Below are 13,372 nucleotides of genomic sequence, written 5' to 3' on the forward strand. Positions count from 1 at the left end.
TTTGCTTATAAGTTAAATAAAGATGTTTAAGATCAAACACCCGATCAGTCCTACAACAGAAACGATCGTTTCCATGATTGACCAGGTTTTGAAAGTATCTTTCACAGACAAATTAAAATATTCTTTGAACATCCAGAAACCGCCGTCATTCACATGAGAGAACATCAAACTGCCGGCTCCGGTGGCCAACACCATCAGGCTCGGGTGTACTGTTGTACCGGCTACCAATGGTGCTACGATCCCCGCTGCGGTCAATCCAGCTACGGTAGCAGAACCTACGCTTACACGGATCAATGCTGCAATGCTCCATGCTAATATCAGCGGGTTCATATGCATGCTGCCTAATCCGTCTTTTATCACATCACTTACTTTACTATCCAGCAACATCTGTGTCAATGCGCCGGAACCACCAATGATGAGGATGATAACAGATACATCACGGATCGCATCTTCCATAATGCCCATTACCTTTTTGATCGGTAATCCCCTGCGGATGCCTAATACATATGCACCATTGAGCACTGCCAATAACATCACAATGACAGGGTCTCCCAGCCAGCTGACGATGTTATAGAGCGCACTGTCAGGTGCAGCTTTGAGTTTCAGCAAAGAGGTACTGGCCAACAGCAATACAGGCAGCAAGGCGGCCAGTATACTTGTAGCGAGGCCTGGCAACTGATCATCCGGCAGGGCGGCTGTGGTGAACAGCTGTGCAGGTTCCTGTGTATATTTCCTGAGGAAACGGCTGAAGACAGGGCCTGCCAGCACAATAGCCGGAATAGCCACCAGGAGGCCGTATATCAGCGTTAATCCCATATTGGCATGGAAGGCTCCTACTAAGGCTGTAGGCGAAGGATGCGGCGGTAAATAGCCATGTGTGACCGATAAGGAGGCCAGCATCGGAATACCAAGGTACACCGCGGGTAATTTGGTACGGGCGGCCACCGTAAAGATCAGTGGCACCATCAGTACGAAACCGATATTATAGAACAAGGGAATACCAACAATAAAGCCTGTCAGCATCAGTGACCACTGCACATATTTACGTCCGAATACCTGCATCAGTCCATTGGCGATCCGTTGTGCTGCACCGCTTTCCGCTACCAGTTTACCCAGCATACTGCCAAACACGATAATGATAACCAGTGAGCCCAGGGTCTTGCCAATTCCAGTCTGAATGGATTGGGTAATATCAGCAATAGACATTCTCTGCGCAGGTTCCCTGACGACGTTCAGCGCCAGCCCCATAAAGAGGCATACAATGAGGAATGCAATGAATGTATTTAAGCGGAAATAAGCTACCAGTAATACCAGCAGCAGGATGGAAGCAAATACTACACCTATTAAAGCCATGAATTAGTGGAATGTTGGCAATAGCCTGTTAATTATTCGTAACGTAATGCAACTATCGGATCCAGACGGGAAGCCTTAATGGCAGGATAAATACCTGATACCAGCCCTACAGCCGCACAGATCACTATTCCTGTTGTTATCCATAGCCACGGAATGATAAAATCGGTTTTCAATAATAATGATACGATGTTACCTACCAGCATTCCCAATATCACACCCAGTAAACCACCCAACAGACTAATGATAACAGCTTCATACAGGAACTGCTGCCATATTACCTTCCTGGTGGCGCCCAATGCCTTGATAACACCAATTTCGCGGGTACGCTCAGCTACCGATACCAACATAATATTCGTTAATCCGATGGCAGAACCAAACAATGTGATCGCACCGATCAGGACAGCCGCAAATACGACCACACCTAACAGGTTAAACAGCATTTCAGCAACACTGTCACTTTTATTGATATAAAAATTCTCTTCTTCTTTGAGTGTAAGATGGCGGATAACCCTGAACAGGCCAGTAGCTTCGCCTATAGCCGCTTCCATCCTGGAGATATCTGTTACAGAAACCCCCAGATTGTATGTCACATTCGGACGATTAAATATCCTGCGTGTATTGTTGACCGTTGTAATGACCACATTATCGGCGCTCATAAAACCACTATTTCCTTTTGGCTCTAATACACCTACTACACGATATCGTACATTCCCCACACGGATGCTACTGTTGACCACATTCCGCAGGTTGTCCCCGAACAGCTTCTTTGCCACATCCATACCCAGCAAGACCACATTCCTGCCTGATTCCACATCCAGCAGGTTCAGGTTACGGCCATCGCGCAGTGTATAATTGGACAAACGCAAATAGTTCTCATCCCCTCCTATTACGCGTACGTTGGGATTCGTCTTTTTGTCGTCTTTATACACAGTGGCATTGCTGGTAGCATTGGTTGACAAGCTTACCACAGCAGGGAAGGTATACTTTTGCTTAAAGTCCATAGCTTCCTTGTAAGTAATGGGAATATTACTATTGGACGTTTTTACTTTGGATTTTTTGTCGCCTTTTGTTGCTCCACCTCCGCCACCAATGCGTATCTTCAGTTCCCTGCTCTGAATATTGAAGCTGTTGGCCCCCATATTGGCAAAGCTGCTATAGATACTGTTCTTCATACTGTCTATGGCGGTAAAAATGCCTACCAGGGCCATAATACCAAAACCAATGATGGCTATGGTAAGCCCTGCGCGCAAACGGTTGCCGCTAACAGAGCGAAAGGCGAGGGAAAATGTGTCACGGAACTGCATGATTTAAAGTTAATAAAAAGTTTTTTTCCGCTACTTTTATTATACAAATGGCCTGATGCCGAATCCTCCAACCATAAAAGAAATTGCCAAAAGGCTGAATCTGGCTGCTTCCACCGTTTCCAGGGCGCTGCACAATCATCCGCGTATCGGATTGAGAACCAGGATGAAAGTACAGGAGCTGGCCCGGGAATTACAATATGAGCCCAATCAGACCGCTATTTTCTTTCAGCAGAAAAAAACTTTTACCCTGGGTATTGTATTGCCCGAATTATCAGAAGCTTTCTTCTCTGCCGCCATCAGTGGTATAGAAGACGCGGCTAATAAGAGCAATTATATGGTCCTGCTGGGCCAATCTCACGATGATACGATCAGGGAGCAAAAGATTGTGGAAATAATGAAGAACCACCGGGTGGACGGACTACTGGTTTCCCTCGCCAAGAATACCGTGGATTACGCACATTTCGAGATGCTGCGGAAGTACAATATCCCTGTTGTATTCTTCGACCGTATTCCCAATATGCCCAATATTCATTATGTGGCTTCGAATATGGAGTCGGGCACTATACAGGCTGTCTCTCTCCTGCTGCAACGCGGTCACCGTGTTATCGGAATGATCAACGGTCCTGAAAAAATGATTGCCAGTCAGCAACGTACCGCTGGCTATCAGAAAGCCATGCAGTTACAACGCTTAAAATACGATGCCAGTCTCAATGTAAACGCCGATCTCACCAAAGAAGGCACCCGCCATGCGATGCAGCAGCTGCTGGCACATAAAAGAAAGATCACGGCTATCGTGGCCTTCAACGACTATGTATCCCAGGATGCAGTACAATATGCACTTGAGCAGGGCCTGGAGATCAATAAGGATATCACCTTCGTTAGTTACGCCAATCTGCCATTGAGTAGTTATATGGCTTTCCCTCCCCTGGCCTCTGTGGAACAGTATCCATACCTTCAGGGACAAAGAGCTACTGAGATCCTGCTGGAATTGCTGTCGGGTAAACTGGCGCCGGATCAGTACCAGCAGATTGTGATCGACTCCCGGCTCGTGATGGCGCCCGGCAGATAAATTTGCGCAACCGTTTGTCCAACTATTCTCTCAATTCTTATTGTTATGTTTGAAGCATCGCAATTTTATCAACCAGCAATGCAAGGAATATTAACAGCTTATGGATTAGTGATGGATGAATGTCGCATCCAACCTTTCGGCAGCGGGCTTATTAATGCTACGTGGAAAGTATCCTATGCTGATAAAACTTATATCCTGCAGCGCATCAATCACCAGGTATTTAAGAAGCCTGAACTGATTGCACAGAACATCAGTGCTATAGGTCATTACCTGGATCAATATCATCCTGATTATTTCTTTGTGCAGCCGGTACAAACCACAGACAAGCGGGATATGGTCATTACGCCGGAGGGAGAATATTTCCGTCTGCAGCCATTTGTGGCCAACTCATACAGTTATGATGTGGTGAACAATGAACAGTTGGCATATGAAGCGGCCAGGCAGTTCGGGCGTTTTACAAAGTTATTGTCAGGCATTGACGCCAATGAGATAAAGGTGACCCTGCCGGATTTTCATAACCTTACTTTACGTTATGCACAATTCGAGCAGGCAGTGAAACAAGGCAATCCTGCACGTATTGCCGAAGCGCAGGAAGACATCAATACGATCCGCAGATATAACCATTTGACAGAAGTGTTCGCCGCCATCCGGCATAGCCCTTACTTTAAAGTGAGAGTCATGCATCATGATACGAAGATCAGCAATGTGCTGTTTGACGCGGATAACAAAGGCATCTGCGTGATAGACCTTGATACTGTAATGCCGGGTTATTTTATCAGTGATTTCGGAGATATGATGCGTACCTATCTTTCTCCTGTCAGTGAAGAAGAAACGGATCTCAGCAAGGTGCAGGTAAGAAGGGAATACTATACAGCGATCATGAATGGCTACCTCAGTGAAATGAGAGATGAACTGAGTGTTACAGAGCGTGCGCACCTTGTTTATGCGGGACAGTTTATGGTCTATATGCAGGCCATCCGCTTTCTGACGGATTACTTCAATAATGATATTTATTACGGCGCAAGATATGAGCAACATAACCTGTTGCGGACGAGGAACCAGCTTACTCTGCTTGAAAGCATTACGCAACAAGAACAAACTCTTTCTTCTGTGGCGACACACTAACGCCACTTCGTTTGAAAAGCAGCACCAACAAAAAAACCGGCCGATTGGCCGGTTTTTCTATTTCTATTTATCTTAAATAAGCTGTAGTAAGAGTCCGGGGAAGATACCCAGCAGTATCACGATCGCTGCTGTGATAATGAGCATCACTTTGAAACCGCCGGTGATAGGCGCCGTTTCTGCTTCACCTTGTTTGAAGTACATCGCAATGATGACACGGAAGTAATAGTAAGCACTGATGGCAGCACAGATCACGGCTACAATTACCAGCCATAAGAGGTTGCCCTGCTTTACAGCAGCTGTCAGTACAAAATATTTAGCGAAGAAACCTGCTGTGAGCGGGATACCTGCCAGTGAGCATACAAAGATCGCGGTCGTAACTGCCAGTACAGGTTGTGTACGTGCCAGCCCATTAAAGCCATCGAAAGTATAATCCTTCAGTTTGATCATTACAGCGAAGATACCGATGGTAGCGATGCTGTAAGCGGCTGCATACAATACAATACCCTGTGTAGCGTATGTGTTGACAGATACCACTGCCAGCAGCATAAAACCCGCCTGGGCGATACTGGAGTAAGCAAGCATACGTTTTACGCTCTGCTGGAATACGGCTGTAAAGTTACCGATGATCAGGGTTGCGGCTGTGATAATAGCCAGCAGCAATTGCCAGTCTGCCGAAATACGCTCACCAATAAAGGCGCCATGGAAGATCCTGATGAAAGCGATGAAGCCACCTGCTTTTACCACGGTTGCCATGAAAGAAGTAAATACGGTAGGTGAACCATCATATACATCGGGCGTCCAGAAGTGGAAAGGCGCTGCAGATACTTTAAAAGATAATGCGAAAGCCACCAGGATGATACCGCACAGTGCCAGTGTATTCACCTTGCCGGCGCCCAGTCCGAGGTCAGCCACATTGAAAGTACCGGTAGCACCATAGATCAGGGTGATACCCATCAGCAGGATGCCGGTAGAGAAGGACCCCATCAGGAAGTATTTCAGGGAAGCCTCGCTGCTTTTAGGCGTCTTTTTATCGCTGCCTGCCAGTATATACTGTGGAATAGAAATGATCTCTATTGCCAGGAAAAGCATTAATAAACTGCTGAAAGTAGAAGCTAAAGTGATACCTGAAAGGATGAAAAAGACCAGTGCGAAATAATCCGCCACATGTTCTCCTACATTTTCAAATGCACTGCCCGACAGCAGGAAGAAAATCAGTGTAGCGCCCAATGCAATAGCATTGAACAGAATGCTGAAACGGCTGACAGTGATCATGCCGTACAGGGTACGGTCACCTGCTTCAATGGTAGATAACTCAGCCAGGTTGGCTACCAGACAAGCCAGCACGACAACAATGGCTATATACTTAATGCGCTGCTTATTACTTACAAATAAACCCGCAAACATCATTACAACGCCCGATAAAGCAGTAGATATTAATGCATTCATATTCCTGTGTTACGAAAGAACAACTTTTTAATAAACCTTGTTAACCAATTCAGTAGTGCTGCTTACCAGTTCCAGCATAGGCTTTGGATATACACCCAGTACCAGAATGATCACTACAATAATGCTCAGTACCAACAGCTCATTTGCCTTCAGGTCTGTAGTGGTTTCTGTCAGCGCATTGCTCTGACCGAAGATCACTTTCTGCACCATATTCAGTGTATAAACTGCTGCCAGGATGATACCCAGTCCGGCAACTGCCATAAACCATACATTATATTGGTACAGACCGCTGAACATCAGGAACTCCCCGACAAATCCATTGGTCAGTGGTAATCCTATATTAGCCAGGCTGATGGTCACGAGGAAGATAGCGATACCCGGAGCATACTGTGCGATACCACCCATCTCGTTCAGGTTCCTGATCTTCAGACGCTGCTGGATAATCTCTACGATGATCCAGAGGCCGATGATATTGATACCGTGGTTGAACAGCTGCACCATCATACCCTGTAAGCTCAGTTCATTGTTGGTGAAGATAGCTGCACTCATCAGGCCGATGTGGGCGATGGAAGAGTAAGCGATCAGGCGTTTGATGTCTGACTGTACGATAGCGATGCAGGATGCATAGATAATACCGATGATAGACAGTACGATAGCCACATCAGACCACATATAAGCACCTTTCGGCAATACAGGCAGTAACCAGCGGATCACACCAAACAAACCCATCTTCACCATGATACCGGAAAGCACCATTGTAACAGGGGTCGGAGACTGTTCGTAGGTATCCGGCTGCCAGGTATGGAAAGGGAAGATCGGCATCTTGATAGCAAATGCTACGAAGAACAGCCAGAACAACCATGACTGGTCCTGCGGCGCCACGCTGCCATTGGTAAAGCTGGCGTAGCTGAAGGAATGGTCGGGTGATTGCAGGTAGATGTAGATCAGGCCTACCAGCATGAGCAATGAACCTGCAAAGGTGTATACGAAGAATTTGAATGTAACAGGAATACGTTTTTCGCCCCCCCAGAGTGAGCAGAGGAAGTACACCGGAATCAGTGCCAGCTCCCAGAAAACGTAGAACAACAAAGCATCATAAGCCGTGAAAACACCTACCAGTCCTGCCTGAGAAAGCAGCATCAGACCGTAGAAGCTGTTAGCACGCTCATACTCTCTGTTGAAAATAACAATAAAGATCAGCAGGAAAGAGATGGATGTCAGTAAACAAAGCATCAGGCCCATGCCATCCAGCCCCACACTAAACTGCGCACCCAGCTGAGGTATCCAGCTTGCATTGAACTGCAGACTGGCCGGAGCTGTCCGGAACTGGAACAAGGCACCAAGCGTTACTGCCAGCGAAGCCAGGGATGCTATCAAACCCAGCGCTTTCGGTCCAGACCCCTTCAGACCAAACGTAATCAGGCCCGCAATTAAAGGAATCAATATGAGTAATACTGTCAACATAATTTTATCTAAACTTGTCCTTTTTAATGATGATGCTGGTTTCTCCTATTTCAGCAGAAAGCCTATCACAAATAATACTACCATTCCGATTACCATGGCAAAGATGTAGAAGCCTACCTGTCCGTTCTGCAGCAGTCTAAACTGCTGGCTGCTCCAGTGTACGCCACGGCCTACGCCATTTACCAATCTGTCAATACCTGATTTTTCGATCGCTTCTTCAAAGAAACGGCTCAGCATCATCAGGGGTTTCACTATGATAGCATCGTATAACTCATCCACATACCATTTGTTTTCCAGTACTTTGGCAATACCGGTACGTGGTTCTCCATTGTCTTCATAATTACGGTACCAGCTGCGTGCGAAGAAGATCGTGATAATCACCAGTGCAGAGCTTAATCCCATCAGCAGCCATTCAGTATTATGCGCCAGGTGCTCATGTTCATGTACGAATGGTACAGAGCCTGCAAATACAGGCGCCAGGTATTCTTTCAGGATGCTGTGGGTGCCAAATACTTCCGGCAGACCAACATAGCCACCTATTACAGAAAGAATAGCCAGTAAGATCAACGGAATAGTGATAGCAACCGGGCTTTCGTGCAGGTGATGTTCCTGTTCGTGTGTACCACGGAACTTACCACAGAAAGTGATGTAGTATAAGCGGAACATGTAGAAGGCAGTCATCAGCGCTGTGATCAGGGCTACTGCATACATGATCTTATTGAAGGCGAAAGTTTCAGCGAGGATCTCATCTTTGGAGAAGAAACCTGACAGACCAGGAATACCGGCGATAGCCAGACAGCCGATCAGGAAGGTAATGTGCGTAACCGGCATGTATTTTTTCAGTCCGCCCATTTTATTGATATTCTGCTCACCACCCATTGCGTGGATCACAGAACCGGAACCAAGGAACAGGAGGGCTTTAAAGAATGCGTGTGTCATTACGTGGAACACTGCAGTAGTGTAAGCACCTACACCCAGTGCGAGGAACATATATCCCAGCTGGCTCACTGTGGAGTAAGCCAGTACTTTCTTGATATCATCCTGTTTCAGGGCGATGGTAGCTGCCAGCACTGCTGTAGCCAGACCTATGATGGCCACAACGGTCTGAATGCATGGCGCCAGGGTGTATAACACGTTGCTACGTGCGATCATATAGATACCTGCCGTCACCATCGTAGCAGCGTGGATCAGGGCAGATACCGGCGTAGGGCCCGCCATCGCATCGGGCAGCCAGGTATATAGAGGCAGCTGCGCAGATTTACCGGCAGCACCTACAAACAGCAGGATAGCAATAACAGGGATCATCTTATCACCCTGGCCAACTGCTGCTGCTTTTTCAAATACTTCAGGGAAAGTAACACTACCAAATTTCACGATCAGTCCGAAGATGCCCAACAGGAAGCCGAGGTCACCGATACGGTTCATGATGAAGGCTTTCTTGGCAGCATTGTTATAAGCGGTATTCTTGAACCAGAACCCAATGAGCAGGTAAGAGCAGAGCCCTACGCCTTCCCATCCGATGAACATCATCACGTAGTTGGCGCCCAGTACAAGTATCAGCATGGAGAAAACGAACAGGTTCAGGTAAGCGAAATAACGCGCAAACCCTTCGCTGGTTTCATCATGCATGTAAGAAGTGGAGTAAATATGGATCAGTGAACCAACACCGGTAATGATCAGCAAAAATAAAGCGCTCAGCTGGTCTACCTGGAATGCGAATGGAATGTGCAGGCTACCTACAGAAATAAAGTCAAACAACGAAACTACCTGTGCCTGAAACCCGGGGGTTTTCACTTCCAGGAATATCAGCAAGCTAATTACAAAGGCAGCTAATACAGCTCCGCTTCCTACTATACCCGCCAGTGATTTGGAGAGGTATCTTCTTCCCAATCCATTCACCAGGAATCCTAATAATGGTAAAAATGGTACCAGCCAAACTAGATGTATCATCTATTCAAATACTAATTACGATTTACAATTACGATTCAAGCTGTTAGTTCTTCAGCCTGTTCATGATATTAATATCCACCGACTGTGAATTCCTGTACACCATCACGATGATGGCCAGTCCTACAGCAACTTCCGCAGCAGCTACCACCATGATAAAGAATACAAAGATCTGCGCTCCGCTGGCATCTACACGGCCGGCGTCTGCCCACATTTTAGAGAAGGCTACCAGCAGCAGGTTCACTGCATTCAGCATCAGCTCTACGCACATGAAAATAATAATGGCATTTCTGCGCATCAGCACACCCGTCACCCCAATACAAAAGAGTGCTATGCTTAAGAAAATGTAATATTGAACAGGCATCTTTAAAGAATTACAAATTGATCAATGACGATTTACAGACGTTGTGGTTATGATTCCCTTTTCCCGATGATAACTGCACCTACCATTGCACTCAGGAACAGGATGCTACTAACTTCAAAAGGAACTACGTATTGATTGAATAAAGTTTTACCAAGGTTGGAGATCAGGCCTATATCTGCAGACCCGGGTTGAATAGGTGTTACATCGGCTTCACGGAGTGCACCCAGTAATACCAGCAACAGGGCGCCACCGCTGATAGCACCGGCATATTTCAGCCAGTTACGCTTCTGCGGTTCTATCTCTGCATTCAGGTTCATTAACATGATCACAAACAGGAACAATACCATGATCGCTCCTGCATATACGATGATATGCACCACAGCCAGGAACTGTGCGTTGAGCATAATATAGTGCCCCGCTATGGTGAAAAAGGTTACTATCAGGCAAAGGACACTGGTAACGGGGTTCTTGCTCAATATCACGCCAAGAGCGGATATGATTGCGATGATTGAAAGTACCCCGAAAACGATTTGTTGTAAACTCATTCCCATTGCTATAATGACTATTATGTTTTTTAGCTAAGACTGTCTTTTATTATGCTTTTTTCTTTTCTCCAGGTGCTGGGATCAGCAGGTCCTGTTTTCCATAAATGAAACCTTCGCGATTGTAGTTAGCAGGTGCAAATGTTTCTGTCAGATAGATAGCATCTTTCGGACAAGCCTCTTCACAAAAACCACAGAAAATGCAACGCAGCATATTGATCTCATAACGGGCAGCATATTTCTCTTCACGGTACAGGTGCTCTTCACCTGGTTTTCTTTCTGCTGCTTCCATTGTGATGGCTTCTGCCGGACAGGCTACTGCACATAAACCACAGGCAGTACAGTTCTCACGGCCTTCAGCATCACGGTTCAATATATGCAGACCACGGAATACAGGGCTGAACGGACGCTTCTGCTCCGGATAACGCACTGTCTCCTTCCTTTTCCAGATATGCTTGAAGGTGATCACCATTCCCTTTAAAATATTCCACAGATAGATCTTCTCGATGAAGGTCATCGGCTTGCGGTCTACCTGTCTTGCCCTACTTGTTAAAGCTTGCATATTATGCTATTAAAATAAGTCGTTAATTAATGTGTACTGCGATACAGTACGATCGCTCCAGTTACTAACATATTCGCCAGTGCCAGCGGGATCATGTAGTTCCAGCCAAGACGCATCAGCTGATCGTAGCGGAACCTCGGGATCGTCCAGCGTACCCACATAAAGAAGAACAGGAAGCAGATGATCTTGATGAACAACGCTGCTGTTCCCAGGATGGTCACCAGGTTAGGCGCCAGTCCAAGGCTGTCCATGAATGGGAAGGAATAACCACCGAAGTACAGGCTTGACATCAGCGCAGAGCTAATGAACATATTGATGTACTCTGCGAACAGGTAGAAGCCCAGTTTCATGGAAGAGTACTCCAGGTGGTATCCACCATTCAGCTCACTCTCCGCTTCTGACAGGTCAAACGGTGTACGGTTACACTCTGCAAAGGAACATACCAGGAATATCACGAAGCCCAATGGCTGATATAATACGTTCCAGCCGCCATGACGCTGCTGTTCTACAATTTCTTTGATACTTAAAGTACCGGTCATCATGAGCAGTGCGATCAGCGACAAGCCCATAGCCAGTTCGTAAGAGATGATCTGGGAAGCGGCACGCACGGATGCCAGCAGGGAGTATTTATTGTTGGAAGCCCATCCACCCAGCATAATACCATACACACCTAAGCTCACTACTCCGAAAATGTATAAGATACCGATGTTAATATCTGCGATCTGCAGCGATATGGAATGACCTGCAATGGTCAGTGTATCTCCCCAGGGTATTACCGCGCTTGTCATACAAGCTACGATCATTGCGAGGGAAGGACCGAGAATGAATAAGAAACGGTTGGAACTGCCGGGGATAATTTCCTCTTTGAAGAAGAGTTTACCACCATCAGCCAGCGGCTGCAGTAATCCCATAAAACCAGCCCTGTTAGGACCAATCCTGTCCTGAATTATACTTGCTACTTTTCTTTCACCCCATGTGGAATACATAGCGACTACCAGTGATATCACCAGTACGCCTGATATCAGTACGATCTTTTCGAGGATAAAGAACCAGTCTATGTTCATCAAATACGAATTATATCAATTACGAATAAAGAGTGAATTACTTCTTGTTAAAGTCATCTGAATGTGCCGGTCCGTCTATCTGAGACAGATCGATATCCGGTCTGTTCACTTCGCTGACTGTATGAATATCCAGCAGCAATTTTGGCTGACGGCCATCCAGTACTTCTACCAATGTATCTTTCGGTTTGTGAACACCCACATAGTGCCCCTGAGAAATAACACTATGACGGTCTATGTTCCGCGGACCTTCTATTACCCAATCTTTCACATCTTTCTTATCGAAACGACAGGTATCGCAAATCCAGTCTTCCACTTCGCCGTATTTATCTTTACGTGCAGTTACGCGGAACACCTCGTCGCCACGCATCCAGAGAACGGTCTTACCGCAGCATTTTGGATCTTCACACTGGCGGTGTGCATCTACTGCTTTCAGGAACCATACACGGTTCTTGAAGCGGAAGGTCTTATCTGTGAGTGCGCCTACAGGACAAACATCTATCACATTACCGATAAAGTTGTTGTCCAGGGACTGATGAATATACGTACCAATCTCTGCGACCTCTCCACGACCCAGTACACCATGTTCACGCTTTTCGGTCAGCTGATCGGCGGTGAACACGCAACGGTAGCAGAGGATGCAACGGGTCATGTGTAACTGTATCTTATCGCCGATGTCGATCCTGTCGAACGTACGGCGTTTGAATTCGTAACGGGTAGTTTCTGCACCGTGCTCATAGCTGAGGTCCTGCAGGTGACATTCTCCGGCCTGGTCGCATACGGGACAGTCCAGCGGATGGTTCAGCAACAGGAATTCCACCACGCCCTTACGTGCTTCCTGCACTTCAGGAGAGGTGATGTTAGCCACTTCCATACCATCCATTACGGTAGTACGGCAGCTGGCCACCAGTTTAGGCATAGGACGGGGATCAGCTTCTGATCCTTTGGTTACTTTCACCAGGCAGGTACGGCATTTACCACCGCTACCCTGCAGTTTGGAGTAGTAACACATTGCAGGCGGCACGATATCTCCACCAATTCTACGGGCAGCATTCAGGATGGTAGTGCCCGGCTCCACTTCCACGGAGATATTATCGATCTTAACTTTAAAGAGTTTCTTTTCTTCAGCCATTTT

The 13,372-nt window shown here is 46.6% G+C and carries 12 protein-coding genes; 2 read left to right on the plus strand and 10 right to left on the minus strand.

Annotated features, from left to right (window positions below; genetic code table 11):
* Positions 1–12 precede the first annotated feature (12 nt).
* Positions 13–1,353, minus strand: a complete 1,341-nt coding sequence (locus tag CLV42_RS08580; RefSeq protein ID WP_106601500.1) for a gluconate:H+ symporter — start codon at positions 1,351–1,353, stop codon at positions 13–15.
* A gap of 32 nt (positions 1,354–1,385) precedes the next feature.
* Positions 1,386–2,657, minus strand: coding sequence for an ABC transporter permease (locus CLV42_RS08585; protein ID WP_106601501.1), 1,272 nt, complete (start codon positions 2,655–2,657; stop codon positions 1,386–1,388).
* 55 nt (positions 2,658–2,712) lie between these two features.
* Between CLV42_RS08585 and CLV42_RS08590 the strand changes: the two genes are divergently transcribed.
* Positions 2,713–3,726, plus strand: coding sequence for a LacI family DNA-binding transcriptional regulator (locus CLV42_RS08590; RefSeq protein WP_106601502.1), 1,014 nt, complete (start codon positions 2,713–2,715; stop codon positions 3,724–3,726).
* 78 nt (positions 3,727–3,804) lie between these two features.
* Entirely contained in the window at positions 3,805–4,851 is a 1,047-nt protein-coding gene (locus CLV42_RS08595) for a phosphotransferase enzyme family protein (RefSeq protein ID WP_106601926.1), read from the plus strand.
* Between the two features lie 72 nt (positions 4,852–4,923).
* On the opposite strand, the gene CLV42_RS08600 is transcribed toward CLV42_RS08595, so the two are convergent.
* Genes CLV42_RS08600 through CLV42_RS08635 form a run of 8 tightly spaced genes read right to left on the minus strand, consistent with a single transcriptional unit; the run spans position 4,924 to position 13,369 of the window.
* The gene (locus CLV42_RS08600; RefSeq protein WP_106601503.1) at positions 4,924–6,297 is read right to left on the minus strand and encodes an NADH-quinone oxidoreductase subunit N; all 1,374 of its coding nucleotides are present in this window, start codon (positions 6,295–6,297) and stop codon (positions 4,924–4,926) included.
* Between the two features lie 27 nt (positions 6,298–6,324).
* The gene (locus tag CLV42_RS08605) at positions 6,325–7,761 is read right to left on the minus strand and encodes a complex I subunit 4 family protein (RefSeq protein WP_106601504.1); all 1,437 of its coding nucleotides are present in this window, start codon (positions 7,759–7,761) and stop codon (positions 6,325–6,327) included.
* A 45-nt stretch (positions 7,762–7,806) separates the two neighbouring features.
* Positions 7,807–9,711: an NADH-quinone oxidoreductase subunit L gene (gene nuoL / locus CLV42_RS08610; protein WP_106601505.1), complete on the minus strand. Its 1,905-nt coding sequence runs from the start codon at positions 9,709–9,711 to the stop codon at positions 7,807–7,809.
* 43 nt (positions 9,712–9,754) lie between these two features.
* The gene (gene nuoK, locus CLV42_RS08615; RefSeq protein ID WP_089828312.1) at positions 9,755–10,072 is read right to left on the minus strand and encodes an NADH-quinone oxidoreductase subunit NuoK; all 318 of its coding nucleotides are present in this window, start codon (positions 10,070–10,072) and stop codon (positions 9,755–9,757) included.
* Between the two features lie 47 nt (positions 10,073–10,119).
* Entirely contained in the window at positions 10,120–10,617 is a 498-nt protein-coding gene (locus CLV42_RS08620; protein WP_106601506.1) for an NADH-quinone oxidoreductase subunit J family protein, read from the minus strand.
* A gap of 49 nt (positions 10,618–10,666) precedes the next feature.
* Positions 10,667–11,176: an NADH-quinone oxidoreductase subunit NuoI gene (gene nuoI / locus CLV42_RS08625; protein ID WP_106601507.1), complete on the minus strand. Its 510-nt coding sequence runs from the start codon at positions 11,174–11,176 to the stop codon at positions 10,667–10,669.
* A gap of 26 nt (positions 11,177–11,202) precedes the next feature.
* Positions 11,203–12,240, minus strand: coding sequence for an NADH-quinone oxidoreductase subunit NuoH (nuoH, locus tag CLV42_RS08630; RefSeq protein ID WP_211303415.1), 1,038 nt, complete (start codon positions 12,238–12,240; stop codon positions 11,203–11,205).
* A 37-nt stretch (positions 12,241–12,277) separates the two neighbouring features.
* On the minus strand, positions 12,278–13,369 hold the full coding sequence (locus CLV42_RS08635) for a 2Fe-2S iron-sulfur cluster-binding protein (RefSeq protein WP_106601508.1): 1,092 nt from the start codon (positions 13,367–13,369) through the stop codon (positions 12,278–12,280).
* Between the last annotated feature and the right edge of the window lie 3 nt (positions 13,370–13,372).

This window comes from Chitinophaga ginsengisoli (assembly GCF_003014595.1).
GTDB lineage: Bacteria > Bacteroidota > Bacteroidia > Chitinophagales > Chitinophagaceae > Chitinophaga > Chitinophaga ginsengisoli.